Annotated in this window: 24 protein-coding genes, 1 tRNA gene and 2 pseudogenes; 17 read left to right on the forward strand and 10 right to left on the reverse strand. The window is 41.4% G+C overall.

All coding sequences use genetic code 11. The features are described from left to right. Positions 1-77 precede the first annotated feature (77 nt). A complete protein-coding gene (locus DIU38_RS26720; protein ID WP_112653128.1) occupies positions 78-788 on the reverse strand; it encodes a pirin family protein in 711 nt (236 codons plus the stop codon). 85 nt (positions 789-873) lie between these two features. Here DIU38_RS26720 and DIU38_RS26725 point away from each other — a divergent pair, with 85 nt between their 5' ends. From DIU38_RS26725 to DIU38_RS26745, 7 genes and pseudogenes are all read left to right on the forward strand, one after another. Further along, entirely contained in the window at positions 874-1,530 is a 657-nt protein-coding gene (locus DIU38_RS26725) for an oxidoreductase (protein WP_112653129.1), read from the forward strand. Further along, positions 1,527-2,348: pseudogene (locus DIU38_RS34975) on the forward strand (ABC-F family ATP-binding cassette domain-containing protein); the annotation flags it as partial. The gene DIU38_RS26725 and the pseudogene DIU38_RS34975, both read left to right, overlap by 4 nt. Before the next feature lie 198 nt (positions 2,349-2,546). Next, positions 2,547-2,861: pseudogene (locus DIU38_RS34980) on the forward strand (ATP-binding cassette domain-containing protein); the annotation flags it as partial. A gap of 180 nt (positions 2,862-3,041) precedes the next feature. Then, positions 3,042-3,392, forward strand: coding sequence for an ABC transporter C-terminal domain-containing protein (locus DIU38_RS34985; protein WP_407716488.1), 351 nt, complete (start codon positions 3,042-3,044; stop codon positions 3,390-3,392). Continuing rightward, complete coding sequence (locus tag DIU38_RS26735) at positions 3,392-3,637, forward strand: CBU_0592 family membrane protein (protein ID WP_208057695.1); 246 nt, start codon at positions 3,392-3,394, stop codon at positions 3,635-3,637. Before DIU38_RS34985 ends, DIU38_RS26735 begins: the two co-directional genes overlap by 1 nt. A gap of 179 nt (positions 3,638-3,816) precedes the next feature. Next, positions 3,817-5,679, forward strand: a complete 1,863-nt coding sequence (gene mnmG, locus DIU38_RS26740; RefSeq protein WP_112653131.1) for a tRNA uridine-5-carboxymethylaminomethyl(34) synthesis enzyme MnmG — start codon at positions 3,817-3,819, stop codon at positions 5,677-5,679. Positions 5,680-5,794: 115 nt separating this feature from the next. Continuing rightward, a complete protein-coding gene (locus tag DIU38_RS26745) occupies positions 5,795-7,435 on the forward strand; it encodes an Ig-like domain-containing protein (RefSeq protein ID WP_112653132.1) in 1,641 nt (546 codons plus the stop codon). On the opposite strand, the gene DIU38_RS26750 is transcribed toward DIU38_RS26745, so the two are convergent. Next, the gene (locus DIU38_RS26750; protein ID WP_112653133.1) at positions 7,425-7,937 is read right to left on the reverse strand and encodes a gamma carbonic anhydrase family protein; all 513 of its coding nucleotides are present in this window, start codon (positions 7,935-7,937) and stop codon (positions 7,425-7,427) included. The genes DIU38_RS26745 and DIU38_RS26750 overlap by 11 nt on opposite strands. A 74-nt stretch (positions 7,938-8,011) precedes the next feature. On the opposite strand from DIU38_RS26750, the gene DIU38_RS26755 reads away from it, so the two are divergent. Next, a tRNA-Gly gene (locus DIU38_RS26755) sits at positions 8,012-8,084 on the forward strand. Here the strand turns inward: DIU38_RS26755 and DIU38_RS26760 are convergent. Continuing rightward, on the reverse strand, positions 8,084-8,638 hold the full coding sequence (locus tag DIU38_RS26760; RefSeq protein WP_112653134.1) for a hypothetical protein: 555 nt from the start codon (positions 8,636-8,638) through the stop codon (positions 8,084-8,086). The genes DIU38_RS26755 and DIU38_RS26760 overlap by 1 nt on opposite strands. Positions 8,639-8,666: 28 nt before the next feature. Next, complete coding sequence (gene nadB, locus DIU38_RS26765) at positions 8,667-10,259, reverse strand: L-aspartate oxidase (protein WP_112653135.1); 1,593 nt, start codon at positions 10,257-10,259, stop codon at positions 8,667-8,669. A gap of 407 nt (positions 10,260-10,666) precedes the next feature. On the opposite strand from nadB, the gene nadA reads away from it, so the two are divergent. From nadA to DIU38_RS26780, 3 genes are all read left to right on the forward strand, one after another. Next, the gene (gene nadA, locus DIU38_RS26770) at positions 10,667-11,659 is read left to right on the forward strand and encodes a quinolinate synthase NadA (protein WP_112653136.1); all 993 of its coding nucleotides are present in this window, start codon (positions 10,667-10,669) and stop codon (positions 11,657-11,659) included. Positions 11,660-12,111: 452 nt separating this feature from the next. Next, on the forward strand, positions 12,112-13,158 hold the full coding sequence (gene thiL / locus DIU38_RS26775; RefSeq protein ID WP_112653137.1) for a thiamine-phosphate kinase: 1,047 nt from the start codon (positions 12,112-12,114) through the stop codon (positions 13,156-13,158). Further along, positions 13,158-13,598 (forward strand): hypothetical protein, encoded by a 441-nt coding sequence (locus DIU38_RS26780; RefSeq protein WP_112653138.1) that lies wholly within the window; start codon positions 13,158-13,160, stop codon positions 13,596-13,598. The genes thiL and DIU38_RS26780 overlap by 1 nt, the downstream gene beginning before the upstream one ends. A 297-nt stretch (positions 13,599-13,895) precedes the next feature. Here the strand turns inward: DIU38_RS26780 and rmuC are convergent, their stop codons facing one another. From rmuC to DIU38_RS26795, 3 genes are all read right to left on the reverse strand, one after another. After that, entirely contained in the window at positions 13,896-15,266 is a 1,371-nt protein-coding gene (rmuC, locus tag DIU38_RS26785) for a DNA recombination protein RmuC (protein ID WP_112653139.1), read from the reverse strand. A gap of 79 nt (positions 15,267-15,345) precedes the next feature. Beyond that, positions 15,346-16,773, reverse strand: coding sequence for a DUF4932 domain-containing protein (locus DIU38_RS26790; RefSeq protein WP_112653140.1), 1,428 nt, complete (start codon positions 16,771-16,773; stop codon positions 15,346-15,348). Between the two features lie 103 nt (positions 16,774-16,876). After that, entirely contained in the window at positions 16,877-17,107 is a 231-nt protein-coding gene (locus DIU38_RS26795; protein WP_112653141.1) for a hypothetical protein, read from the reverse strand. A 101-nt stretch (positions 17,108-17,208) separates the two neighbouring features. Here DIU38_RS26795 and DIU38_RS26800 point away from each other — a divergent pair, with 101 nt between their 5' ends. After that, a complete protein-coding gene (locus DIU38_RS26800; RefSeq protein WP_112653142.1) occupies positions 17,209-17,586 on the forward strand; it encodes a hypothetical protein in 378 nt (125 codons plus the stop codon). A gap of 6 nt (positions 17,587-17,592) precedes the next feature. On the opposite strand, the gene DIU38_RS26805 is transcribed toward DIU38_RS26800, so the two are convergent. The 3 genes from DIU38_RS26805 to DIU38_RS26815 are packed head-to-tail and all read right to left on the reverse strand — an operon-like array spanning position 17,593 to position 20,716. After that, positions 17,593-18,075 carry a gliding motility lipoprotein GldH gene (locus DIU38_RS26805; RefSeq protein ID WP_112653143.1) on the reverse strand — a complete coding sequence of 161 codons (483 nt, stop codon included), beginning with the start codon at positions 18,073-18,075 and terminating at the stop codon, positions 17,593-17,595. After that, the gene (gene ricT, locus DIU38_RS26810) at positions 18,072-19,568 is read right to left on the reverse strand and encodes a regulatory iron-sulfur-containing complex subunit RicT (protein WP_112653144.1); all 1,497 of its coding nucleotides are present in this window, start codon (positions 19,566-19,568) and stop codon (positions 18,072-18,074) included. The genes DIU38_RS26805 and ricT overlap by 4 nt, the downstream gene beginning before the upstream one ends. 2 nt (positions 19,569-19,570) lie before the next feature. Then, complete coding sequence (locus DIU38_RS26815) at positions 19,571-20,716, reverse strand: DNA polymerase III subunit (protein ID WP_112653145.1); 1,146 nt, start codon at positions 20,714-20,716, stop codon at positions 19,571-19,573. A 163-nt stretch (positions 20,717-20,879) separates the two neighbouring features. On the opposite strand from DIU38_RS26815, the gene ruvX reads away from it, so the two are divergent. The 5 genes from ruvX (at position 20,880) to DIU38_RS26840 (ending at position 24,555) form a co-directional block, all read left to right on the forward strand. Then, the gene (ruvX, locus tag DIU38_RS26820; RefSeq protein WP_112653146.1) at positions 20,880-21,290 is read left to right on the forward strand and encodes a Holliday junction resolvase RuvX; all 411 of its coding nucleotides are present in this window, start codon (positions 20,880-20,882) and stop codon (positions 21,288-21,290) included. 246 nt (positions 21,291-21,536) lie between these two features. Further along, positions 21,537-22,175: an O-methyltransferase gene (locus DIU38_RS26825; RefSeq protein ID WP_112653147.1), complete on the forward strand. Its 639-nt coding sequence runs from the start codon at positions 21,537-21,539 to the stop codon at positions 22,173-22,175. Positions 22,176-22,178: 3 nt separating this feature from the next. Further along, the gene (locus DIU38_RS26830; protein WP_112653148.1) at positions 22,179-22,721 is read left to right on the forward strand and encodes a glycoside hydrolase family 73 protein; all 543 of its coding nucleotides are present in this window, start codon (positions 22,179-22,181) and stop codon (positions 22,719-22,721) included. A gap of 61 nt (positions 22,722-22,782) precedes the next feature. Continuing rightward, positions 22,783-23,619 carry a glucosaminidase domain-containing protein gene (locus DIU38_RS26835; protein WP_112653149.1) on the forward strand — a complete coding sequence of 279 codons (837 nt, stop codon included), beginning with the start codon at positions 22,783-22,785 and terminating at the stop codon, positions 23,617-23,619. 126 nt (positions 23,620-23,745) lie between these two features. Beyond that, positions 23,746-24,555, forward strand: coding sequence for a carboxypeptidase-like regulatory domain-containing protein (locus tag DIU38_RS26840; protein ID WP_146750311.1), 810 nt, complete (start codon positions 23,746-23,748; stop codon positions 24,553-24,555). Positions 24,556-24,635: the final 80 nt, after the last annotated feature.

Consider the following 24,635-nt stretch of genomic DNA (forward strand, 5'->3'; position numbering starts at 1 on the left):
AAACAACAACAAAGCAACGCTCAATTGTTTTTGAACTTTCAATAATATTCACTTTATGGATTCAGGTTAAATACTGATTATGACATCGGTACGTCAATGATCAGGAAACGGGAGGGCTTTTCGGTTATAATTGTAAGTGAACTTGTATCATAAACGCCCAGCGCATCTTTTTTGTTTAAAACCTGGCTGTTTATTTTAGCCACTCCATCCAACACAAAAACGTAAGCGCCATTGCCTTTTGTTTTAATATCATAGTTAATGGTTTGCCCTGCTTCAAACTCCCCCATCGAAAATGTGGCATCCTGGTTTATCCAAAGTGTGTTTTCACTTCTTTCTGGAGAGATCAGCGTGGTTAACTCATTCAATTTAAAACGATCTTTAAAGCTCATCTGATCATAACGGGGCTGGATATCCCTTTCTTTAGGAAAAAGCCAGATCTGCAGCGTATTTGCTGCTTCTTTATGCGAGGCATTATACTCTGAATGATATACACCTGTACCCGCCGACATTACCTGCACCTCTCCCGCATTAACTACCCCGGCATTGCCCATACTATCTTTATGCTGTAACCCTCCTTTTAAAGGAATGGTGATAATTTCCATATTATCATGCGGATGGCTTCCAAAACCACGGCCCGCTGCAATAATATCATCATTCAAAACGCGCAGCGATCCGAAATTCATTTTCTCAGGATTATAATATGATGCAAAGCTGAAGGAAAAATTGGCCTTTAGCCAGCCTATATCATTGTGTCCACGTTCTGTTTCGGGATAAAATATTGTTTTCATGTTATATTTAATAATTATATGTTTAAACACACAATATTTATTCCACAATTTAATTATGCGTATTTTTGCGAAAAATCAATAAGTAATGGCAAAAAAAGCTGTTATTGCAGGCTCAAGCGGACTTATTGGCAGTCATCTCCTGCAAATTTTATTGGAACAAGCCTATTATGATGAAGTATTGATCCTGGTAAGAAAAAAACTACCACTACAACATCATAAATTAAAACAGCTTGTTATTGACTTTGAACAGCCCGAAACATATAAAAACGAGCTGAATGGCCACGCTTTATTTTGCTGTTTAGGATCAACAAAAAAGAAAACGCCTGATTTGGCTGTCTATCGCAAGATAGATCATGATTATCCGTTATTACTGGCACAATTGGCTAAGCAAAACGGGCTTGAGCAATATCATTTGGTATCCTCCATTGGAGCCGATATAAATGGTGTTAATTTTTATACGAAAACTAAAGGAGAAACTGAAGCTGATATCACAGCTACGGGGATACCCGCTATTCATATTTACAGGCCATCTTTTTTAGCCGGCGACAGGCAGGAAAGCCGACCAATGGAAAAGTTTTTAAACGGCTTAATGAAAGTTATAAATCCATTGCTTTTTGGAAGCTGGAAAAAATACCGAAGCATTGATGCCTCAACCGTTGCCATGGCCATGTATCTACAATCAACAAAACAAACGACTGGTGTATTTATATACGAGTCGGATAAAATAAAACAACTATCGTGAGTACTTATCTTTCTGCCGAGAACCTTGGCCATCAATTTCATGACAACTGGTTATTTAAAAATGTAACCATAGGTATTAACCGCGGCCGTAAGGTTGCGCTTGTAGGCGTTAATGGTGCCGGCAAATCTACCCTTCTAAAAATATTGGGAGGTACCATAAAACCTACCGAAGGCAAAGTGGTGCAAGCCCGTGACCTTAACATGGGTTACCTTGAGCAGGATCCAGACTTTAAAAACGCGGTTACCATCAGCGATTATATATTTCATGCTGATGATGTGCAGCAGCAGCTCATCCGCAGGTATGAGGAACTGATGGAGAACGACCCGGAAAATACCAAGGCCATTGAAAAGGTAATGGAAGAGATGAGCGAGGTTGATGCCTGGGAGTATGAGTACAAGATCAAAACGATTTTAGGCCGGTTAGATATCCATCATCTAAATCAGCATATAACCACCCTATCGGGCGGGCAAAAGAAACGTTTAGCTTTAGCCAAGCTGCTTATTGAAGACCCGGAAGTTTATATACTGGATGAGCCTACCAACCACCTGGATATTGATACGATAGAATGGCTGGAAAAATTATTAACGGAAGGCAACAAAACCATATTGATGGTTACGCACGACAGATACTTCCTGGATAACGTATGTAACGAGATCTTAGAGATCGATCGAGGCAAGATACAGCCTTACAATGGCAGCTACGGTTATTACCTTGAAAAGAAAGCCGAACGTGAAGCAGCGGACGAAGCCGCATTTCAGAAAAACTCCAACCTGTTAAGGAAAGAGCTTGAATGGATGCGCCGCCAACCCCAGGCCCGTGGTACCAAATCAAAAGCCCGAATTGATGCTTATTACGACCTGGAAGAAAAAACCAAGAATGGCGGCATCCGCGATAAAGTTGAACTGAGTGTTAAAACAGCACGCCAGGGCAACAAGATCATGGAAATGGATCACCTGTACAAATCATTCAATGGTAACACTTATATTAATAATTTCAGTTATATATTTAAAAAAGGTGATCGGATTGGTTTGGCCGGTAAAAATGGCAGCGGTAAATCAACCCTTTTAAATATCATCACGGGCGCTTTACAACCTGATCAGGGAACTGTAGTTAAAGGCGAAACAACCGTAATAGGTTACTTTCACCAGGCAGGCATTACTTTTAAGGAAGACGAACGCGTAATTGATATCGTAAAAAACGTTGCAGAGTTTATTACCATGGCCGACGGGAAAACCATTTCAGCCTCTGCTTTGCTTACCTTGTTTCTCTTCCCCCCTGCCAAACAGTATGGTTTTATATCAAAACTGAGCGGCGGTGAAAAGAAACGCCTGCAACTGATGAGCATCCTGATGAAGAATCCGAATTTCCTGATACTGGATGAGCCCACCAATGATCTGGATATCGATACATTAAACGTATTAGAAGAATTCTTAACCAATTACGGTGGCGTGTTGATGATGGTATCGCACGATAGGTATTTGCTGGATAAGCTAACCGACCAACTTTTTATTATGGAAGAAAAAGGCCATGTACGCATTTTTAATGGTAATTATTCGTCGTACAGGCTTGAACTGGAAGAAGCAAAACAACAAGCTAAAAAGCCCGCTCCTGTTGCACAAACTCAAACTCCTGCACCCAAGAAAAGCAAACTGAGCTTTAAAGAAGCTAAGGAATTAGAAAATATTGAAGGCGAGATCAACACCATTGAAGCAAGCATAAAAGATAAAAACGAGCAGCTAAATGCGTCAGGGATTGATCCTAAAAAGCTTGATGAAATACTAAAGCAAATAGAGGTTTTAAACAAACAACTGGACGATAAAAGCGCCCGTTGGATGGAATTAACTGAGCTAAACGAAGGATAATGAAAGCATCGGATATTATAGCATCAATAGGTGTAATTATACTTTTAATAGCGTTTCTGTTAAATTTAACTAAGAAACTACCTACCGAAAGCAAGCTTTACAGCCTTTTAAACCTTATTGGCGCAGGCACCTGTTGCTATGCCTCGTATATAGTAAACTTCTACCCTTTTGTGGTATTAGAGGGCGTTTGGGGGTTTGTAGCTTTAATATCATTATTCAGGGTTCCACGTGGAACATCTGTTTAATTGAGGTAATTTTGTAGCTAAATCTGAAATTCTAAATAGTAAATTGAAAGTACTACCGAGAAAATCTGCATAAATAAAATTAAAGTTCCACGTGGAACAAACCTTGAATAGAAGTACTATTAAGTCAACCTTAAAACTTACGACTCAAGACTTACCAAAAATGGAACAAGGAGGATAAAATGTTTAAGAAATATAATGTAATAGTAGTAGGTGCCGGGCACGCAGGCTGTGAAGCTGCCGCCGCCGCTGCTAACTTAGGTTCATCAGTTTTGCTGATAACCATGAATATGGGTACCATTGCACAGATGAGTTGTAACCCCGCAATGGGTGGTGTTGCAAAGGGACAAATAGTGCGGGAGATAGATGCTTTGGGTGGATATTCGGGCATTATAACTGATAAAACATCTATCCAGTTCAGGATGCTTAATCAATCAAAAGGCCCCGCAATGTGGAGCCCGCGTGCTCAAAGCGACCGTATGCGGTTTGCCGAAGAGTGGCGTTTATCATTAGAACGCACACCAAACGTTGATTTTTGGCAGGACACCGTAACCTCTCTCCTGGTAAAAAACAATACTGTTACGGGTGTTCGTACCTCTATCGGTATCGAAATTGAAGCGGATGCTGTTGTATTAACTAACGGAACCTTCCTGAATGGTGTGATCCATATAGGCGAAAAAAGATTTGGTGGTGGACGTACAGGTGAAAAAGCAGCTACAGGTTTAACCGAGCAATTGGTTGAATTAGGCTTTGAAGCAGGTAGAATGAAAACCGGCACCCCACCCCGTGTGGATGGCCGAAGCCTTAACTACAGCTTGATGGAAGAGCAGTGGGGCGACCCCGTAAGAGGCAAATTTTCCTTTACCGACGTACCATTTATAGAAGAACAACGCTGCTGCTGGATCACCTATACCAATACCGATGTACACGAAACCTTGAAAGAAGGCTTTGAAAGATCACCCATGTTTACCGGTCGGATCAAAGGTTTAGGTCCCCGTTATTGCCCTTCAATTGAAGATAAAATTAACAGGTTTGCCGAGCGCGATCGCCACCAGATTTTTGTTGAACCGGAAGGTTTAAACACCGTTGAGATCTACGTAAATGGTTTCTCTACCTCGTTGCCCGAGGACGTACAATACAAAGCACTCACCAAAATACCGGGCTTTGAGAACGCAAAAATGTTCAGGCCGGGTTATGCCATTGAGTACGATTTCTTCCCTCCTACACAATTAGGTTTAACCTTAGAAACTAAACAGATCAGCAACCTTTACTTCGCCGGCCAGATCAATGGCACTACAGGATATGAAGAAGCAGCGTCTCAAGGTTTCATTGCAGGGATCAATGCGCACCAAAAAATCAACGATAAACATGAACTGATCCTAAAAAGAGCAGAGTCATATATAGGTGTTTTGATAGATGACCTGGTAACTAAAGGTACCGAAGAACCTTACCGCATGTTCACTTCAAGGGCTGAACATAGACTTTTATTACGCCAGGATAATGCAGATATCAGGCTCTCCCCTATGGGTCATGAGCTGGGATTGATTAGTGATGAGCGTTTGGAAAAAGTAAATCAAAAGATTAAAAACTCTGATGACATTGTAGCTTATACCAAAAACAAATCCATCGATCCATCAACAGTTAACAGCCTGATGGAAGAGTTGGGTACGAGTCCGCTTGCACAAAGCACCAAACTATTCAATTTGTTGAGCCGCCCACAGGTAACCTTTAACGATCTTAAAAAAGCCGATGCTCCTTTAGCCGAGCTACTTTCGGCTTACGATAAAGAAACTATTGAGCAGGCTGAAATAAAAATCAAATATGAGAGTTATTTCATCAAGGAGATGGAGATAGTTGACCGGATGAAAAAAATGGAAGACCGCGAGATCAATCCAAATTTTGATTATCACACGTTGGTATCGCTCTCCAAAGAGGCGCGCGAAAAATTGATGAGGATAAAACCACGCACTTTGGGCCAGGCTTCAAGAATTTCGGGCGTTTCACCCTCCGATATTTCAGTTTTGATGGTTCATGTATCGAGATAAAACGTAAATATCTGATAATTAATTAATTATAAAAAGTCCTTTAAAATCAATTATTTTTAATTTTTAATAGTACTTCTCATAAAAACATAAAAATCGCTTATATCGCCTAAAAACTATGTTAAACACAAAAACGGCTATTTTTAACAAAAATTCAATACTGATTTTTATTGTTTTATTCATTTTTGGATGCGCAGCTCAACAACCACCGCAAGGAGGGCCGCGCGACCAGACCCCGCCCAAATTGGTGAAGGCAATTCCCGGAAATAAAACCCGGAATTTTGCCGCCAAACAAATCGACCTGGAATTTGATGAATTCATCAAACTCACTAACGCTTACCAGGAGATCAGCATGAGCCCGGCCATGGAGAAGCCACCCGAGTATTCATCAAACAAAAGAAAACTAAAAATTGAGTTTAAAGACAGCCTTCAAAAAAATACTACCTACGTTATCAACTTTGGAAAGTCAATACAAGATGTGAATGAAAGTAACATTCTGAAAAATTTCACTTATGTTTTTTCTACCGGTAGCCACATCGATTCACTGAGCATCAGCGGTACGGTAACCAATACCCTCACCCAGGAAAAAGAGAAAGATGTACTGGTATTTATTTTCCCGGTGAAGCAGGACACACTCTTCGGAAAAAAGAAGCCGTCTATCTTTGCCCTCACCGATTCGTCAGGAAATTTCGCTTTGAATAATTTAAGGGAAGATGACTATCGCATCTATGCCCTAAAAGAAGCAAGTCCGGATAAAATTTTTAACCGCGATGAAGAGCTGATCGCTTTCCTGAAAAAGCCTATTCATCTCAAGGCCGATACTTCGAATGTCCAATTAAACTTATTCAAACAGGATCCTGAAAAATTCAGGGTATCCGAAAAACGCTTTGATACTGATGGTAAGTTATTACTGGTATTTAATAAAGGGCTGACACAGCCGGCTATCAAAGTAATTTATCCTGCCAATGTGGATGACAGAAAACAGGTATCATTTTCACGTACAAAAGATACAGCATCTGTTTATCTGCGTAATATGAACTTCGACTCCCTGCGTGTGGCCATATTTGACAAGGGTAAGCCTATAGATACCATCTATCAGCTTAAACGTAAAAATGAAAGCTTTACACGTGTTGTAACAACAAGCTATAACATGGGTAATGACAGTAAATTAAAACCCGGCGGCAATTTGGTGATCACGGCAAGCATCCCCATCGAAAACTTCGACCAATCGCAAATTACCTTAAACGAAGATTCTGTAGCTACAAGCGATTACACCATCCAAAAAGATACAGGCAACTATAAACTGCTCAATTTAAAATACCGGTGGCGCGAAACCAGTAAATATGAGTTAGTATTGAATGAAGGCGCCTTGACTGATATTTATGGCGATAAAAACAAACGCCTGTCTAAAAAATTCCAAATCAATAAGCTGGATAATTATAGCCAGCTTACAGTAAAACTAACTGTACCCGACACGGCCAAAGCATATGTAGTTGAGTTGTTAAGCGAAGACAAAAAGCTAATTCAAAGTGACCCAATTACCAAAAACACTTCATTGGTATATAAAGGGATCCTGGCTGCTAAATATTATGTTAGGATCATTTATGACGAGAATAAAAATGGCAAATGGGATAGCGGTAACGTGAGGTTGAAGCGACAACCCGAAAATATCTGGTTAAATGAAAAACTCATCACCCTGAGGCCAAACTGGGAAGCGGAGGAGCCGGTGACTATTCCAAAAGAAAAGGTTACTCCTTAAACCAGCCCGAATACATGATATAATTTTGAGGCAACTGCTTCAACATAGCCCTTTGCTCATCAGTAAGGGGCTTTATTTTTTTTGCAGGGATGCCGGCATATAAATAGCCTGATTCGCATATGGTATTTTCCAATACAACAGCACCTGCAGCAATGATCACAAACTCATTTACAACCGCATGATCCATCACAATAGCGCCCATGCCTACCAATGTATGATCATGTAAAGTACAGCCGTGTACGAGTGCATTATGCCCTATAGAAACACTGTTGCCTATGTTAGTTGGCGCTTTTAAATAGGTAGCATGGATCACTGCACCATCCTGGATATTGGTGTTATTACCAATTTTTATATAATGTACATCCCCACGGATAACGGCATTAAACCAAACCGAGCAATTATCACCCATCACCACATCCCCTACTATAGTACAGTTTTCGGCAATAAAACAATCCTTACCCCAAACCGGGCTTTTATCTTTTACAGGCAGAATTAATGGCATAGCTTTAATTAGTGAATTATTGATTTAGTGGATTAGTGATTTGAATAATTTTATTTATGTTTGATTATAAATAAGCGAAAATAGCTCAGTCGGTAGAGCGTCAGTTTCCCAAACTGAAGGCCGCGGGTTCGAATCCCGTTTTTCGCTCAAACTTCTTTTTCTATTTTTATTTTTTTCAGCGCGACTTGTGCTTCATCCGGGTAAGTTTCGATATTTTTAAATATACTATCAAAGTTTTCATTATTCTCTTCCCGAAATTTATTGTAATAGAAATTTACCAGCTTTTCTTTCTTATCAGCAAGTTCTTTATCCGACCCAACAAACAAACTTCTCAAAATATAAAGAACAAAATCTGTATTGAAGAAATAATAAACAATAAGAAGAATAAACGCAATAATATTGAAGCCCAACCCATTAACAGACCAGCCTGAATCCAGATGATATATCTTGGCATTAATTACTACGGCACTAAAATTAATTATATCTACAAGAGATAATCCCAATAAAATCAAAACACCATATTTTCCTTTTATTGGTGAATAAAATTTTAAGCCAACCATAATAGCATAAAGCAAAAAAGCCAAATAATTATTGATAGTAAGCAAAAACGTATTGCTTATCCCTTGATAAATAGTAACCAAGGCACTTATACCAAAAAGGATCAAAAAAGAAATATCAACTATTTTATTAGGCTTAAGCATGCCTAAATATAAAAGAGATTCTTCAAATCTAAAACACCGTATCCTGAATCTGCTCAGCATGCTCAGGATAATCGGTAGTATAATGTAATCCTCTGCTTTCCTTGCGTAACATAGCCGATTTTACGACAATAAACGATACCTGGATCAAGTTACGCAGCTCGCAAAGTTTAACCGATAGCTTGGTTTTCTTATAGAAATCTTCAGTTTCCTCGTATAATAATTTCAATCTCCGCAGAGCCCTATCCAGCCTGAAATCCGAACGAACGATACCTACGTAGTCATTCATCAGCTTCTGCATTTCGCGTACGTTGTGGGTAACCAGGATGTCTTCGTTTGACAGCTGCACACCCTTCTCATCCCAATCCGGGATATTATCGGGGATTACATTATTTTCAAAATTCTTAATTGCGTCCTCGTAGATCCTGTGTGCAAAAACCAACGCCTCCAATAACGAATTTGAAGCCAAACGATTAGCGCCATGCAGACCTGTTGATGAACATTCGCCGCAGGCATACAACCTTAATATAGACGACTGCCCAACATGATCAACCATTATACCGCCGCACATATAATGACAAGCCGGCGCAACGGGAATCATATCTTTGGTCATATCGATACCAATTTCCAGGCATTTAGCATAAATATTAGGAAAATGGTTCAGGATATCTTTTTTACTGCGGTGCCTTACATCTAAATAAACAAAGTCTTCACCCGATTTTTTGATCTCGGCATCAATAGCCCTTGCCGTTATATCACGGGGTGCCAAAGATTTACGCTCGTCATACTCGTGCATAAATTCCTCGCCGTTAGTACGCTTTAACACGCCGCCAAAACCGCGTACAGCCTCAGATATCAGAAAAGATGGATATTCGCCGGGATTATACAAAGCTGTTGGATGGAATTGCATGAACTCCATATTACGTACTTTACCTTTAGCACGATAAACCATAGCAATACCATCACCAGTAGCGATTGTTGGATTTGTGGTAACCGCGTAAATATGCCCGGCACCACCAGCAGCCATTACCGTAACTTTAGATAAGATCTTCTCTACAATCTTAGTTTCGGTATTAAACGCATAAATCCCGAAACAGGTAATATCAGTACTTGATTTACCTACCAGCTCGCCCAAATGGTGCTGCGTTATCAAATCAACCGCAAAATAATGCGTAAGTATCTCAATATTAGGGTTTTTATGAATTTCCTCTAAAAGTGAACGCTCTATCTCCCAGCCAGTTACATCTTTGTAATGTAACACACGAAACTCGGAGTGCCCCCCCTCTTTAGCAAGGTCATAAACACCCTCGTTTGTCTTATCGAAATTGGTTCCGTAATCAATAATTTCATTGATGCGCTCGGGCCCTTCTTTAACAACTGCTTCAACAACTTCGCGGTCGCAAAGCCCGTCTCCACTTATTAAGGTATCCTGGATATGCTTTTCAAAAGAATCTTCTTTTTTATCCACAACCACCGCAACACCCCCCTGGGCATATTTGGTGTTGGATTCGTCTTCGTTAGATTTTGTAACTATCAGTACCTTACCATGCTTCGCGGCTTTGAGCGCAAAACTTAATCCGGCTATCCCTGAACCCACTACAAGGAAATCAACATTTCGGGTCATATTTTAGATGAATGTGTGTAAAAGTAGTACTAATGTTAATAACAGCTGTATAACCTGTTAAGTTTATGTAAACAAAAAGTGAAAAATAGTTTACAGTGTGTATAACTCCCTTTCTCAGGTCGAATATCAATATTTTTTGAGCGACTTTTACGACACTTTGGTCATAAAGCTAACATTTTGTCAACCCTGAAAATATTAACATAAAACTTTTCTAAATAAAAATTGATTGTCATACCTATCTAAAAATCAGCGCTATTTTTAGTGGAAAAATGTGTATAAGTGTTAATAAATTGTGAAAACTAACTTTTAAAACAAAAATTACTCCGACTTTTGCACATTACCAACACCCTAATAAACAATAGTTCTTTTTAATTTAAAAATTAGTTGTTATTAATTGAATTGTGGAAATGAATACCTTCGAAGAAATAAATCTGAAAGGATACGTGGATGAAGAAATTGATCCGACGCTTGATCTTTTCGCGGAAATTGAAAAACTAAAAAAGCAAAAAAATGCGGTGATCCTGGCGCACTATTACCAGGATGGCGATATCCAGGATATTGCAGATTACATTGGCGATAGTTTAGGATTATCTCAACAAGCCGCCAAAACTGATGCCGATATCATTGTTTTTGCAGGCGTACATTTCATGGCCGAAACTGCCAAGATCCTGTCGCCAACCAAGAAGGTTTTACTGCCGGATATGAAGGCAGGTTGTTCATTAGCAGATAGTTGTCCGCCACACTTGTTTAAAAAGTTTAAGGAAAACTATCCCGATCACCTGGTGATCACTTATGTAAACTGTACGGCTGAATTGAAAGCTTTAACTGATATTGTTTGTACATCAAGCAACGCTGTGCAGATTGTAGAGAGCTTACCGAAGGATCAGAAGATCATTTTCGGACCTGATAAAAACCTTGGCGCGTACGTAGCCAAAAAAACCGGCCGCGACCTGGTGTTGTGGAATGGGGCCTGTATGGTTCATGAGATATTTTCGAGAGAAAAGATCACCAAACTGAAAGAACGTCACCCGGGTGCAAAGCTGTTGGCACATCCTGAATGTGAGGACGTTATACTGGAAATGGCCGATTATGTTGGTTCAACAACAGGAATTTTAAAATATGCCAGCAGCCACCAGGATAAAGAATTTATAGTAGCGACAGAATCGGGTATTTTACACCAGATGCAAAAGGAAAACCCGGATAAAATATTTATCCCGGCACCGCCAAATAACAACTGCGCATGTAACGATTGCCCGCACATGAAGCGTAACACACTGGAAAAGTTATACCTGTGTTTGAAAAATGAAACGCCTGAGGTAACTGTACCACAGCATATCATTGAAAAAGCAGTGAAACCGATTGAGCGCATGCTTGAGATTTCGGCACAGCTGGGATTGTAGTTCTTTGGGATTACACCGATTACCGGTTGATTTCACCGGTTTTTTGATCGGTTGGATGGTCTTATCAGGAAGTTATAAACCGGGGAATTGTGGAAAACCGGGAGCTATAAAATTGAAAGTATTTTTAGTGTAAAAGTGCCTTCTTGCTTGTAAAAAGGCTAAAAACCATAAAAAATTTTTCCGCCAAAGGCGGATATAAGGTATAAAGGTTGCGGCCCGAAATATTGGGTTATCCACATTGTTGTTAAAAAGTATAAAAGCCGAAGGGTAGCGGGAGTCGATATATTTGTTGTCCGTTTTTGGCGGTGAGAAAAATTTGGTTGGTATATGACCAAAAAGTGTAAAAAAAATTTCCCGCCTTCGGCGGAAGATGTAAAGCGGGTTGCGGCTAATATGTATAAAAATGTAAATTTAAAAGTCTCCCCTTTTAGGGAAGATTTAGAGGTGCTAATATGTTTGAAAATCAGGATAGAACCAATTTAGAGGAGCTTGGCGAATTTGGCCTTATCGGTCACCTTACAAAAAATATTAAGCTTACTAACGAAAGCTCAAAAAAAGGAGTCGGCGACGATGCCGCTGTACTTGATTTCGCTGGTAAAAAAGTGTTGGTGAGTACCGATATGCTGTTGGAAGGGATCCATTTTGATTTGGCGTACACGCCGCTTAAGCATTTGGGTTACAAAGCTATACAGGTAAACCTAAGTGATATTTACGCGATGAATGGAATAGCGTCGCAGGTTACGGTGTCTATCGGCATGTCGAGCAAATTTCCGCTCGAAGCCATTGAGGAGCTTTACCAGGGAATTTATATAGCCTGTGAAAAATATAATGTGGATTTGATTGGCGGAGATACAACATCATCAAAACAGGGACTGGTGATCAGCGTAACTTCTATTGGCTATGCTGATGAAGCTGACATTGTGTACCGTAACGGTGCCGAAGAAGGCGACCTGATTTGTGTATCCGGAGATTTGGGCGGTGCTTATACCGGGTTGCAGCTTTTGGAACGCGAAAAATTGATCTATTTGGAAAATCCTAATATTCAGCCAGATCTGGAAGGAAAAGATTACATAGTTGAGCGCCAGTTGAAACCGGAAGCCCGCCGTGATGTGGTGGAACTGCTGAAAAGCATTGAGGTAAAACCAACCGCTATGATCGATGTATCCGACGGTTTGGCTTCCGAATTATTACACATCTGCAAGCAAAGCAACAAAGGTTGTAACTTGTACGAGGAAAAAATTCCGCTCGACCCGATGACGTTTGAAACAGCCCGTGAGTTCAACCTCGATCCTACTATTTGCGCTTTGAGTGGTGGTGAAGATTATGAATTGTTGTTCACCGTGAAGCAGGCCGATTATGATAAGATCAAATTTAAAATGGATATCAGCATCATCGGCTATATCACCGAACCATCGGCCGGCTGTAACCTGATCACTAAAAGCGGTACTGTACATGAATTGAAGGCCCAGGGCTGGAATGCATTTAAAAAAGCTGAATAATGCTGCAGGATATTTTTGATAAATTTTACCTTAACAATCATCCCGATGGCAAGCCGCCCGGGGCTTTTGTGAAGGGAATTTTATTGCTTTACCTGGGCTTACTGATCCAAACGTTGAATAATTACCTGGACGGTTTCAATTTTTCGGCCATCCTGTTTGTATTCGTCGCTGTAGGATTTTTGATCTTCGTTACCGGCGAAGGAAAAAAATGGGCACGGATCATTCTTTCTGTTTTGATTCTGCTGAATGTATTTTTCCTGGGATCATCATTGTTATACAGTTTTGGAATTTTACATGATAGTTCGGCTCCAAAAAAAGCTATAGAAATGCCTGTTTACCTCATCATTTTAACTCTCGTCGAGATCATTGTTGAACTATGGGGATGGGCGTTGATGTTTACCAAAGAGGCCGATTGGTGGTTTGAAAGAAAGAATAGTTAAAAAATAGTAGCCACCGCTCGGCTCCAGCCGAGTGGTAACTATCAAACGGCCTCTGGCCGCCGTAAATAAGCATGGCGAAAACAGGCCAAAGGCCTGGGAATAGCCGCCACTCGGCTGGAGCCGAGCGGCGGCGGCGGAAAGACATAATTAAGAAATGTCATTGCGAGCGATAGCGTGGCAATCTCGTAGCTGTGCTGTCCAAAATGCAAATCCGTCCCGTATGGCGACGAGATTGCCGCGTCGCTCCTCAACTAAAACCCTTGGCTGCTCCTCGCAATGACATGATTTTTTAATGACTTACTCTTCCCCAATATATTTTTGATCTATTTGCTTGTCCGCTTTTGCTCCCAACTTTTTGATCTTTTCGGCGGTAGTTGTCAGGTTGCCCCTACCCTCCGATAATTTATTGATAGCATTATTATAAGCCGATTGCGTTTGGTTGATATTTTTGCCAATGCTATCCATATCACTCAGAAAACCAACAAACTTATCATACATATCGCCGCTTAAACGGGCTATTTCCAATACATTACGGTTTTGGCGTTCCTGTTTCCACATGCTGGCGATGGTACGCAAAGTAGCCAGCAAAGTCGACGGACTAACAATCACCACTTTCCTATCCCAGGCATAATTAAACAGTTCGCCATCCAGTTGTACAGCTATGCTGAAAGACGATTCTATCGGCACAAAAAGCAGCACAAAATCGGGCGAATTGATCTTATACAAATCATGATATTTTTTGGCTGACAGACCGGCAACATGACCGCGAATGGATTCCACATGAGCTTTGGCAAATAGTTTTCGATCCTCCTCGGTATCGGCATTGACCAACTTTTCGTACGCAATGAGAGATACTTTGGAGTCGATAATCAGGTGTTTTTCATCGGGCAGATCGATGATTACGTCGGGTTGATATCTTGCACCGTCGGTAGCCTGCATGGCAGCCTGGATGCGGTATTCCTGGTCTCTGACGAGGCCTGAGCGTTCCAGTACCCGCTCCAAAATTACCTCACCCCAGTTGCCTTGTTTTTTGTTATCTCCTTTAAGCGCTTTGGTAAGATTTTGGGCCTCGTCACTGATCTGTTTATTCAGGTCCATCAGCTGCGTGATTACCCCTTTCAGGGTGTTCCGTTCAGCGGCTTCCATGTTGTAAACTTTCTCAACTTTATCCTCAAAAGCCTTCAGGTTTTCCTTTAGCGGGTTAAGGATAACATCCAAATTACTACGGTTGATATCGGTAAATTCCTTTGATTTTTCTTTGAGTAGTTTTTCGGCCACATTTTCAAATTCGCGTTGAAACTGCGTACGGATCTGCTCTATCTCGGCCTTTTGTTCCTGCAGTTTCTCTTGCTGCGATTTATAGTAGGCCCGGGCACTTTCTAAAGATTGATTGGCCTGTGCCAACTGGGTGCGTTCGTATAAAAGCTCGTCGATAAGCCGGCTTTTTTCCTCCTTTAAAAAATTGGTAATGCTTTCTTTTTCAGCAACTAAACCGTTTGATTTTTCCTCGGCTTTGGCTAATAAAATTTTAAGCTGATCTTGCTCATACCGGAGTTTGCTCAACTCACCGGCCGAGATCAGCTCAACTGCTTTTGGCTTTTTCAGGAATAAAAAAACGGCAATCAGCAGGATGATCAGGGATACAATTACTAATATAATACCAATCATTTATTTGATAAAAATATTAGTAAAGTAAAGCATAAAATTTTATAAATACTAATAAAGTTAATCAGGAAAGGCAAGTGAATTAAGGGATGGGATTATTTTCTGTTTTAAAATTCAGGATATAGTTTTGTACAGCATAGCCATCGCTTGCCCGCATCATACCGCCGGCAATATTTATCTGGTATTCGGTATTGGGCTTCAGGCTAACTTTCATAATAATGCTTTTGTTATCATTAGCAAAGGTGAATTTTGCCGACTTAGGATAATGATCTATACCCCTGGCTCCCGGGCCAAAAAAGTACTTTATGCCATCCAATTTTTTATCAAAATCAAATATAATTTCAGTTGTATTGGCTCTTATCGTCGTATCGCCGTTTTTAAAAGGCCTTACTGCTATTACCCGGGCACAATGTTGCTGATAGTCGTCATCGTAAAAATTAATATTTGGCGCCAATTTATTGTAAAAGGCGACAATAGCAGGCATAAAGCTTTCAAGTGTAGGATAAGTTTTTCTGTTTGATTGATATTTACCAAGTAAATTAACCAATGGCCGCATCCAAACAAAACCTCTGGCCAATTGCTGCTTAAGCTCTTGTTCGGCCACCAATGTATCGGTATTATGGGTTTTCAGGTAACTGACTACTGATGCCCTTACTAAAGCTTCGTTCATCATTGTTTTCCACTCGCCATAAGCTTGTTTTCGCATTTTTGTGCGCTCCTTTTCGTAAATAAGCGCACCAGCATCTCTCAATTGGCTTTCATAATTATCGGTGAGATAATTGATAAAAGAGTGGTTAAACTCGTGGATCAATGTAGGCAGATAAGATGCCGCGTCATAAGTAGGTGAGCCTTGCTCATCAAAAGTACCAGAACCAATAATTGCATATACTTTTTTGGTATGATCGTTTAAATAAACATGTGGCCCGTAGTTTCCTCCGCCATTTCCAAACCCTATGATGATATTGAAATTTTCGTCCGGCGCTTTACTATAAAATTTATAATACCAGGATACATCCAGCTTTTTAAACAGGACATTAAAGCGGCTTTCGGCTATAGCATAATCAGGTAAATGGGCATGGAAAAACCCATCGAAGTCAGTGTCTTTATAAAATTGCTTTAATAGGGCAGTGAATTTTACAGCGCTTTCCAGGGTCCACCTTTTGTCTGGTAAAGAGACTGAAAAAGGTACTAATGGTTCGAATGCCGGTGGTTCATTTAAGTGAACGGCCATTGACATAACGGCATCATAGCTAACACCGCTGCTGTCCCGCATTTCCCGGGCGTATTGAATGAGCGGATGGTCAATAAATTTATCAAAATGCTTGTGAATATCCGCAACGTATTTAACATTGTCAGGTGCATTGTATTCTACGTTACCCGCTAAACGGAAAACAATGCTCAGCAATTCTACACGTTTATCAATCCGGGGCGTTGCTATAGTATTATTAGTTTGGGCTGATAACACTAAGGGAAAAAAGATGATAAGAAAAGATAGGTTTAGGTATTTCATTTGATAAAAGATTAAAGGCAACAAAAAAGCAAACTCCTGAAGGTAGACTAATCAGCTAATTCTTAGTTTAATCATGAACAAAAGAAATAGTGATCAGCCGGTATTAATGCACCGGATGCACAGCAGAATCAGTATCAGCACCAAGCGTAGTGGTGTCTGCTGAATTAGTTGTAGTGTCGGTGTTTCGGGCTGTTGAAGTTTTTGTTGAATCGGCAGGGCCGCCGCTGCCTTGGGTCGCGCTGGTATCGTTTTGACGGTTATTTTTATCGGCGCTATTACAGGATGCAAAAGCTATTGAAGCAGCTACAAATGTAATGATGGTTAATTTTTTCATGGGTGATGTTTAAGGCTTAACGGGTAGTTATACGTTTCAGTTTTATTATTAAGATTTTGTTCACTGGTATAAATTAAGCATATTCACAAATAAAACCAATTATGAAGCAACTGATTTATGGGATATTGATAAGCTTGCTGTTTGCCTCCTGCTCAAAAAAGAGCACAGAGCAACCACCGCAGCCCCACACTATAAAAGTTACGGTAAGCGGAGCAGATGCCTTTAATGTTTCATTATCCGAATATAAAACAACGGATAGCAGCCCTAAAATAGTTGATGCGAAAGCTGTTGCAAAAGGATCATCATACAGCTATACTGCTACATTGAATCAAAACGACCAGGTAACCCTGGTTGTTGCATCAGACGTTAGCAATACCGTAACTTACAGAATTTATGACAATGATAAAATAGTTGTACAGGATACCGACAGGGAAGTGTTAACGCATGGCTCGGTTACCGTTACCTATAATATCCCTTAGTATAAATTATTGAGCTTTCTCTATCCTTAACCCTACATCGCTGATTTCATGAAGGGGGTTATCACGCATGTTTTGTTCTATCTGAAAACGGTAAACGCCTTTGGTGGGGAAATGATAATCTTTACGCAAAAGCACCTGGTAGCTGTAAAGGTTACCTGATCCCCTGCCCAGCCATTCGCCATCGGGATTGGCCAGCTTTACCTCAAAACGCGTAGTATGCGTTTTTTTATCGGGCGAGATTTGATTAACCAATACAAAAATGTTGGAGTACTTATAGTTGCCCGTAACCCGTAAATTAAGGTATTGGTTATAGGCAACTTTTTCATCATCAATTTTAACATCAAAGTTTACGCGGTTAACGTACGACCAGTTATGATCGGCAATCTCGGTGTTGGTATCAATGATCCTGTTAGGATCGGTACAGGAACCGGCAAATATGGTTACCAATAACAATACTGCCGGGTAAATGATATTTAAAGCCCGTTTCATTCAGGTTTTGCCTGTTGATTATTGTCGTTATTATTATTCCGGTTTGGGCGGTTTGGCCTGCGGCGCCTGTTGTTATTACCGCTTCCTTCACCCTGTGGTTTTCCTTCGCCTTGTGGCCTCGGTTCACCCTGTGGTCTCGGTTCTCTCAGAGGTTTGGTTTCGCCTTGAGGCCGGCCCTCTCCCTGCGGTCTGTTTTGCTGGGGAGGCCTGTTACCCTGGGGTCTGTTATTGTTTTGCTGCTGGCGGTTTCCTTCAGGACGTGGCTGCTGTGCCGGTTTTTCCTGCGGATTACCCGATCCCTGCTGCGGCTGCTGATTGGCCGGTTTGCCCTCGGCTTGCGCCTGGCCTCCGGGTTTCTGGTTTTTATTACGGTTTTTGTTCTTCTTTTTATTGTTATTGCGTCGTTCGTCGAGGCGGGTGAGGCTATCCTGGCCAACCACGTTTTCGTAATCGAGCGCTTTTGCCGCGGGTGTTTCAACTTCAACAATTTCACCAAGGTCTTCAGGGATCACACCATCTTTATTCTGCTGCTGAATCTCTTTAACCTTTTTTATTGGCAACGGAACCCATGATTCTTCTCCCGGGTAGCTAAACCACATTATTTTTTTAAAGATGTCGGTTTTTTGCAAGCGGGCATCCCCTTTTTGGGTTTTAAGGGTGTTTACATTATCAGGGATGTATTTTAAGGCATCCATGTAAGTATCCAGCTCATAGTTAAGGCAGCATTTCAGCTTGCCGCACTGGCCGGCCAGTTTCAGCGTATTTAACGAAAGGTTTTGATAGCGGGCTGCCGAAGTAGATACGGTTTTAAAATCGGTAAGCCAGGTTGAGCAGCAAAGCTCGCGGCCGCATGAACCTATGCCGCCTAAACGGCTTGCTTCCTGCCTCATGCCAATCTGCCTCATCTCGATACGGATGCGGAAGGTTTCGGCCATTTTCTTGATCAGTTCCCTGAAATCAACGCGGCCTTCGGCCGTATAATAAAATGTAGCCTTGGTTTTATCGCCCTGGTAATCCACATCGCTTAGCTTCATGCTCAGGTTAAGGTCAAGCGCCAGCTTGCGCGATTTGTGCATGGTTTCCCATTCCATATCCTTGGCGGCTTTCCATTTGTCAACATCGGCAACGGTAGCTTTACGGTAGATCTTTTTTACAACATCGGCTTCCTTTACATGGCGTTTTACCATCTGCATGCGTACCAGTTCGCCGGTAAGCGAAACATGGCCAATATCGTAGCCACCAGTGGTTGCTTCAACAGCCACCAGTTCGCCGGCTTCGAGGTAAATATTATCGTTGTTTAAATAAAACTCCTTGCGCGAGCCTTTAAACTTAACTTCAATAACCTGAAAAGGCTTATAGTTAGTCGGCATGTCCATATGCGACAGCCAATCGTAAACATCTAATTTGCTGCAACCATTAGTAAGGCAACTGCCGTTACTTTTGCAGCCCGCAGGCGAACATCCGCCACCTGTTGAGCAACTTCCACATCCCATAATTAACTTGGCATATATTGATTCCCCGCAGGGACATTTTTATTTATTAGTATTTTAATAATTTGTAAAGATACATCTAAAAATAAGATTTTGGGATTAGCGTTGCGCTCCACATGATAATGTGCCTTTTCCAGCTCATCAATAATCATTTGCGATTTGCCAATGCTCAGCACATTACTCATTTTTTGAGCCGTGTCCAGTTCCTTTGCCGGTAAATGTACCAGGCTACCGGCCCCGGCAATGAGTAAACAGCATTCACGGATAAAGCTGGTACCATAACGCAAAAAGTTTTTTTGGTTTTCGCGTCCCATTTTGGCAAACTGCTCCACAAAAGCCATCACCTCAATACCTTTATTGCCAAAGCAATAGCGCAACCATTGTACAAACAGCTCGTGATAGCTTTTGTTGTCCTGCTGCAGCATGGCCAGTGCTTCGGTCATGTTGCCATTGCTCAGGTAGGCAATTTCGGCAGCGGCTTCCTCGGTTTGGTGATGGACGCTTATTAAATGTTCCTTAATTTCATCATACTCCAACGCGGGTATTTTAACCAGCTGTGTACGCGATAATATGGTGTTCAGGATTTGATCCTGGTTTTGGGCTACTAATAAAAACAGCGTATTGGGCTGCGGTTCTTCAATAATTTTAAGCAAAGCATTCCCCTCTTTGTCGAGGTATTCGGGAAGCCAGAGGATCAGGATCTTATACTCCGATTCAAAAGGCTTAAAGCTTAATTTTTTAATGATCTGGTGACATTCGGCAATATTGATATTGGCCTGTTTGTTTTCGGCATCCAGATACCCGCGCCATATGTCCAGGCTTAAATATGGGTTAGCCGTTAAAGCGCCGCGCCATTGCTCAATAAAAGTAAGCGCTGTATCATCTTTATGTTTTGCAAAGAAAGGGTAAGAAAAATGCAGGTCCGGGTGCATCAGTTTCTGGTACTTCCGGCAGGAAGAGCATACCCCGCATGAGTCACCGGGCTGCTTGTCTTCGCAGGATAGGTACTGCGCATAGGCAACAGCAAGCGCCAGGCTGCCCGATCCTTCGGGGCCTAAAAATAATTGCGCATGGCTTACCCGGTTCTCGCTCACCGTGTTAAGCAATCGTTGCTTAGTTGCTTCCTGTCCTACTATTTCTTTAAACTGCATTTGGTGCAAAATAGTAATTTGATTTTAGATGTGAGATAGGAGATGTGAGATTTGAGACAAGAATGGCATAGCAGAGCGTCCTTACTTGATGGAAAGTAAGAGTGACTGTCATCATATTCAAAAATTCTCACATCTCATATCTCGCATCTCATATCTTTACCAAATGAGAGTAATGGCATTTGATTATGGAACCAAGCGCATCGGCATTGCGGTTACCGACCCTTTGCAGATCATCGCGACAGGCCTCGATAACATCCACCCCAATAACATTATTGAGTTTTTAAAAAAATATCTGCAAGCAGAACAAGTGGAGCGGTTCATCGTAGGCGAACCAAAGCAGATGGACAACACCCCCTCGCAATCGGCCATTCATGTAAAAGGGTTTGTAAACCTGTTAAAGAAAACTTTCCCCGAAATCCCTATCGAAATGGTTGATGAACGCTTTACCTCAAAAATGGCATCAGCAACTATCGCCCAAAGCGGCATGAACAAGAAACACCGGCAAAATAAGGAGTTGGTGGATACGATATCGGCGGTGATACTGCTGCAGAGTTGGATGGGGACGAGATTTTAAGCTGATTAGGGGAAAATGATATAGGATAGATTGAAGGCAGCTAAGAGTATATAGAAGCGTCATTGCGAGGAACGAAGCAATCCCCTATTGGCAGGTCCGCCCTGTATAGCTTGGGATTGCTTCGTTCCTCGCAATGACGCTTTTTTTATTAATATTCAAAGAAGATTTATTTGTTGTAAAGTATTGTTAATCAGATTGAAAAATGCATTTGAGCACCATTAAAAATAAAATTCGTAGTTTTGCAGGATGGATATTCTCCCTAATGCCTTACTGGCTTACTTAGATGACCATTGCGACCCGGAGCCGGAGGTGCTTAAAAAGCTCAACCGCGAAACGCATATCAAGGTGTTAAAACCCAACATGCTATCGGGGCATTACCAGGGTAGGTTGCTTAGTTTTTTAAGCAAAATGGTGCAGCCTAAGCGCATCCTGGAGATAGGTACCTATACAGGCTACTCGGCTATTTGCCTGGCCGAGGGTTTGGCCGACGACGGCATCCTCCACACCATTGAAGTTAACCGCGAAATGGAGGAGATCATCACTTCACATCTTAAACTAACAAATGTTGAAAACAAAATAAAGCTGCATTTTGGGCAGGCAGAGGCCGTTATTGTTGATTTACAGGAGGATGTTTTTGATTTAGTGTTTATAGATGCCGATAAAAAGAATAATTATACTTACTTTCAATTAGTTTTTGACAAAGTCAGATCCGGAGGATTAATAATAATTGATAACGTTTTGTGGAAAGGAAAGGTGTACGGCACCGAAAAAGATGCCGATACCGAAGGAATCCGCAAACTAAATGACCAGATAGCTGTTGATAGCAGGATAGAAAAATTGATCCTGCCGGTACGCGACGGGCTGCTGGTTATCAGAAAAAAATAAATTATGAAGAAAATCTTACTGATTACAACACTGTTGATTTCAACATTAGCTGCTTCAGCACAGAAAAATACCTCACAATCTTACATTGAAAAGTTCAAAGATGATGCCATTAAGATCATGCACGAAACCGGGATCCCGGCAAGCATCGTTTTAGGTGTAGCCATGCATGAATCGGGCTGCGGGAACAGCAACATAGCACAAAACCTTAATAACCAGTTTGGAGTAAAAGGTTACAATACCGTAGTTTATACCAAACACAACAAAAAAGTTCGTACCTCTTATAAAAGATACGATTCGGTTTTTGACTCGTTCCAGGACTTTGCACGTATCATGACCGAGCGCAAGCAGTTTAGCCACCTGGCCGACGCGCTTACCCATTATGATTATAAAGGATGGGCAAAAGGTATTCAGCGTGCCGGTTATGCCGGTAGCCGCAGATGGGCATCGCAGGTTTTAGGTATCATTAACAGGTATAACCTCAATGACCTGGATGAAAATCCGGCAAACCAAACGCAATTGGCCGACGCAACAACTAAACAGCAATAATTACGTTTATAAAATCTTAATTTGGCCCTGGTTATATGCCACATAATAAGATTTAAGCCTCATGCGAAAAACCATATACCTGTTCATTGCTGTAGTTTGCCTCTGTTCATGCTCTGCCCGCAAAAAAACCACTACAGTATCAAACCGAGATGCCAAACGCAATAACAGCAATATCCAAAAAGCCAACAAGGACGCTATTGCCAATTACCGGTCATACAACTCGTTAGAATATATTGACCGCTTCAAGGCCATCGCCATCCAGGAAATGAACCAGTATGGTATCCCGGCCAGTATTACCCTGGCGCAGGGCTTGTTTGAATCGGGCGCCGGCAATAGTGACCTGGCCAAATATGCCAACAACCACTTCGGCATAAAATGCACCAGCGACTGGACCGGCAAAAGCTATTATAAGGATGACGATAACGTGAATGATTGCTTCCGCGTTTATGATAATCCGGAAGATTCCTTCCGTGACCACTCGGCGTTTTTAAAACGTAAAAATTACGCTAAACTTTTTGAACTGGATAAGAACGATTACGAAGGCTGGGCTTATGGGTTGAAAAAGGCAGGTTATGCTACTAATCCTAAGTATCCGCAGTTGCTTATCAATATTATTGTAAAATATAACCTCGATCAGTACGACCGCCCCGAAGGCGAGATTGCTAAAATTAAACGGGAGGACCGTGTGTTATCGCAGATCAACGATAGCATTGGCAAACCTGTTCAGGATACCCTTTCCAAAACCCCGCCCGACGATAAGATCTACACCGTAAAACAGGGCGATACACTATACAACATATCCAAGCGTTTTGGAATAACTGTTGATGACCTGAAAGCATTAAACAGTATGAGCGACAATGGCATTAAAATTGGCCAGAAGCTTGTTGTCGTAAAATAGAGAGTCAAGACAACAAGAATCAAGAGTCAAAAGAATTTGAGATTAGGTATCACCGAATATTTATCTTGATTCTTGACTCCTGGTATCTTGGCTCTTTCCTCTAAAGGTTAATTGTTGTTAAATTGTATGATCGCCCGCTCTACAACACGTATTTTTGCCCCCGCAATGAAATTGTGGATGCTCCTGATATGTTTTGCCCTGCCCGCGGCCCCGGTTTTTGCCCAGCAAAAAACCGTGGATGGGGTTGTGTTTGATAAAGACAGCAAAGACCGCATAGCCAAAGTTAATGTACAGAACATCACCACCGGCAAATCTATTTACAATACTTTTAAAGGTGAATTCAAGATAGATGCCCAGCCGGGCGATGTGCTTGTTTTTACAAAATCAGATCATCATCCCGATACATTGAAAGTGCAAGGCGGCGAATCACTTGCCGTTTATATGAAGCGCACAGCCATACAGCTTAAAGAAGTTATTGTGCGCGATACCCTGCTTAACCCCCAAAAACGGCTTGCTGCAACCAAAAACGATTATACCAAAATCTTCGGGCCTCTTAACAATAAAGATTTATTGAGCTTTGGGCCGGGCGGTGCTGGCTTAAGTATCGACGCGCTTTACAATTCATTAAGCCGCAGTGGCCGCAATGCTGCCCGCCTGCGCGAAACTATTGAGAAAGACTATCAGCAAAGTGTTATTGACTATCGTTTTAACCGAACTTATGTTGGCGCCATAACCAACTTAAAAGATCAGCAGCTTACCGACTTCATGCTGCGGTACCGCCCCGGCTATTACCTTGTAAAAACCGCCAGCGACTATGAGTTTATAGCCTCTATTAAAACCAACCTCAATCGCTTTTTAAAGTATAAAAAACGGCCGTATTCCCTTACCCCGCTTGTTACACCCGAAGATAGCAAGAAGGATCTTGGCCGCGAATAAGGCAGATAAACCTTAATACAAGGTTCATTTTAATATCCGGAAATTCCAATATTTTTGCCTAAAGTTCGTTTTCCAGACTA

This window comes from Mucilaginibacter metallidurans (assembly GCF_003286435.2).
Lineage (GTDB): Bacteria > Bacteroidota > Bacteroidia > Sphingobacteriales > Sphingobacteriaceae > Mucilaginibacter > Mucilaginibacter gossypii.

Excerpts from the sequence above, each read along its gene's own strand:
- DIU38_RS26830 (WP_112653148.1), top strand. The coding sequence starts at position 22,179 with ATGAAGAAAATCTTACTGATTACAACACTGTTGATTTCAACATTAGCT.
- DIU38_RS26825 (WP_112653147.1), top strand. The coding sequence starts at position 21,537 with ATGGATATTCTCCCTAATGCCTTACTGGCTTACTTAGATGACCATTGC.
- DIU38_RS26760 (WP_112653134.1), bottom strand. The coding sequence starts at position 8,638 with ATGCTTAAGCCTAATAAAATAGTTGATATTTCTTTTTTGATCCTTTTT.
- DIU38_RS26790 (WP_112653140.1), bottom strand. The coding sequence starts at position 16,773 with ATGAAATACCTAAACCTATCTTTTCTTATCATCTTTTTTCCCTTAGTG.
- mnmG (WP_112653131.1), top strand. The coding sequence starts at position 3,817 with ATGTTTAAGAAATATAATGTAATAGTAGTAGGTGCCGGGCACGCAGGC.
- ricT (WP_112653144.1), bottom strand. The coding sequence starts at position 19,568 with ATGGGATGTGGAAGTTGCTCAACAGGTGGCGGATGTTCGCCTGCGGGC.
- nadB (WP_112653135.1), bottom strand. The coding sequence starts at position 10,259 with ATGACCCGAAATGTTGATTTCCTTGTAGTGGGTTCAGGGATAGCCGGA.
- DIU38_RS26745 (WP_112653132.1), top strand. The coding sequence starts at position 5,795 with ATGTTAAACACAAAAACGGCTATTTTTAACAAAAATTCAATACTGATT.
- DIU38_RS34985 (WP_407716488.1), top strand. The coding sequence starts at position 3,042 with ATGGAAGAAAAAGGCCATGTACGCATTTTTAATGGTAATTATTCGTCG.
- thiL (WP_112653137.1), top strand. The coding sequence starts at position 12,112 with ATGTTTGAAAATCAGGATAGAACCAATTTAGAGGAGCTTGGCGAATTT.
- DIU38_RS26840 (WP_146750311.1), top strand. The coding sequence starts at position 23,746 with ATGATCGCCCGCTCTACAACACGTATTTTTGCCCCCGCAATGAAATTG.
- DIU38_RS26835 (WP_112653149.1), top strand. The coding sequence starts at position 22,783 with ATGCGAAAAACCATATACCTGTTCATTGCTGTAGTTTGCCTCTGTTCA.
- rmuC (WP_112653139.1), bottom strand. The coding sequence starts at position 15,266 with ATGATTGGTATTATATTAGTAATTGTATCCCTGATCATCCTGCTGATT.
- DIU38_RS26735 (WP_208057695.1), top strand. The coding sequence starts at position 3,392 with ATGAAAGCATCGGATATTATAGCATCAATAGGTGTAATTATACTTTTA.
- nadA (WP_112653136.1), top strand. The coding sequence starts at position 10,667 with ATGAATACCTTCGAAGAAATAAATCTGAAAGGATACGTGGATGAAGAA.
- DIU38_RS26750 (WP_112653133.1), bottom strand. The coding sequence starts at position 7,937 with ATGCCATTAATTCTGCCTGTAAAAGATAAAAGCCCGGTTTGGGGTAAG.
- DIU38_RS26780 (WP_112653138.1), top strand. The coding sequence starts at position 13,158 with ATGCTGCAGGATATTTTTGATAAATTTTACCTTAACAATCATCCCGAT.
- ruvX (WP_112653146.1), top strand. The coding sequence starts at position 20,880 with ATGAGAGTAATGGCATTTGATTATGGAACCAAGCGCATCGGCATTGCG.
- DIU38_RS26805 (WP_112653143.1), bottom strand. The coding sequence starts at position 18,075 with ATGAAACGGGCTTTAAATATCATTTACCCGGCAGTATTGTTATTGGTA.
- DIU38_RS26725 (WP_112653129.1), top strand. The coding sequence starts at position 874 with ATGGCAAAAAAAGCTGTTATTGCAGGCTCAAGCGGACTTATTGGCAGT.
- DIU38_RS26815 (WP_112653145.1), bottom strand. The coding sequence starts at position 20,716 with ATGCAGTTTAAAGAAATAGTAGGACAGGAAGCAACTAAGCAACGATTG.
- DIU38_RS26795 (WP_112653141.1), bottom strand. The coding sequence starts at position 17,107 with ATGAAAAAATTAACCATCATTACATTTGTAGCTGCTTCAATAGCTTTT.
- DIU38_RS26720 (WP_112653128.1), bottom strand. The coding sequence starts at position 788 with ATGAAAACAATATTTTATCCCGAAACAGAACGTGGACACAATGATATA.
- DIU38_RS26800 (WP_112653142.1), top strand. The coding sequence starts at position 17,209 with ATGAAGCAACTGATTTATGGGATATTGATAAGCTTGCTGTTTGCCTCC.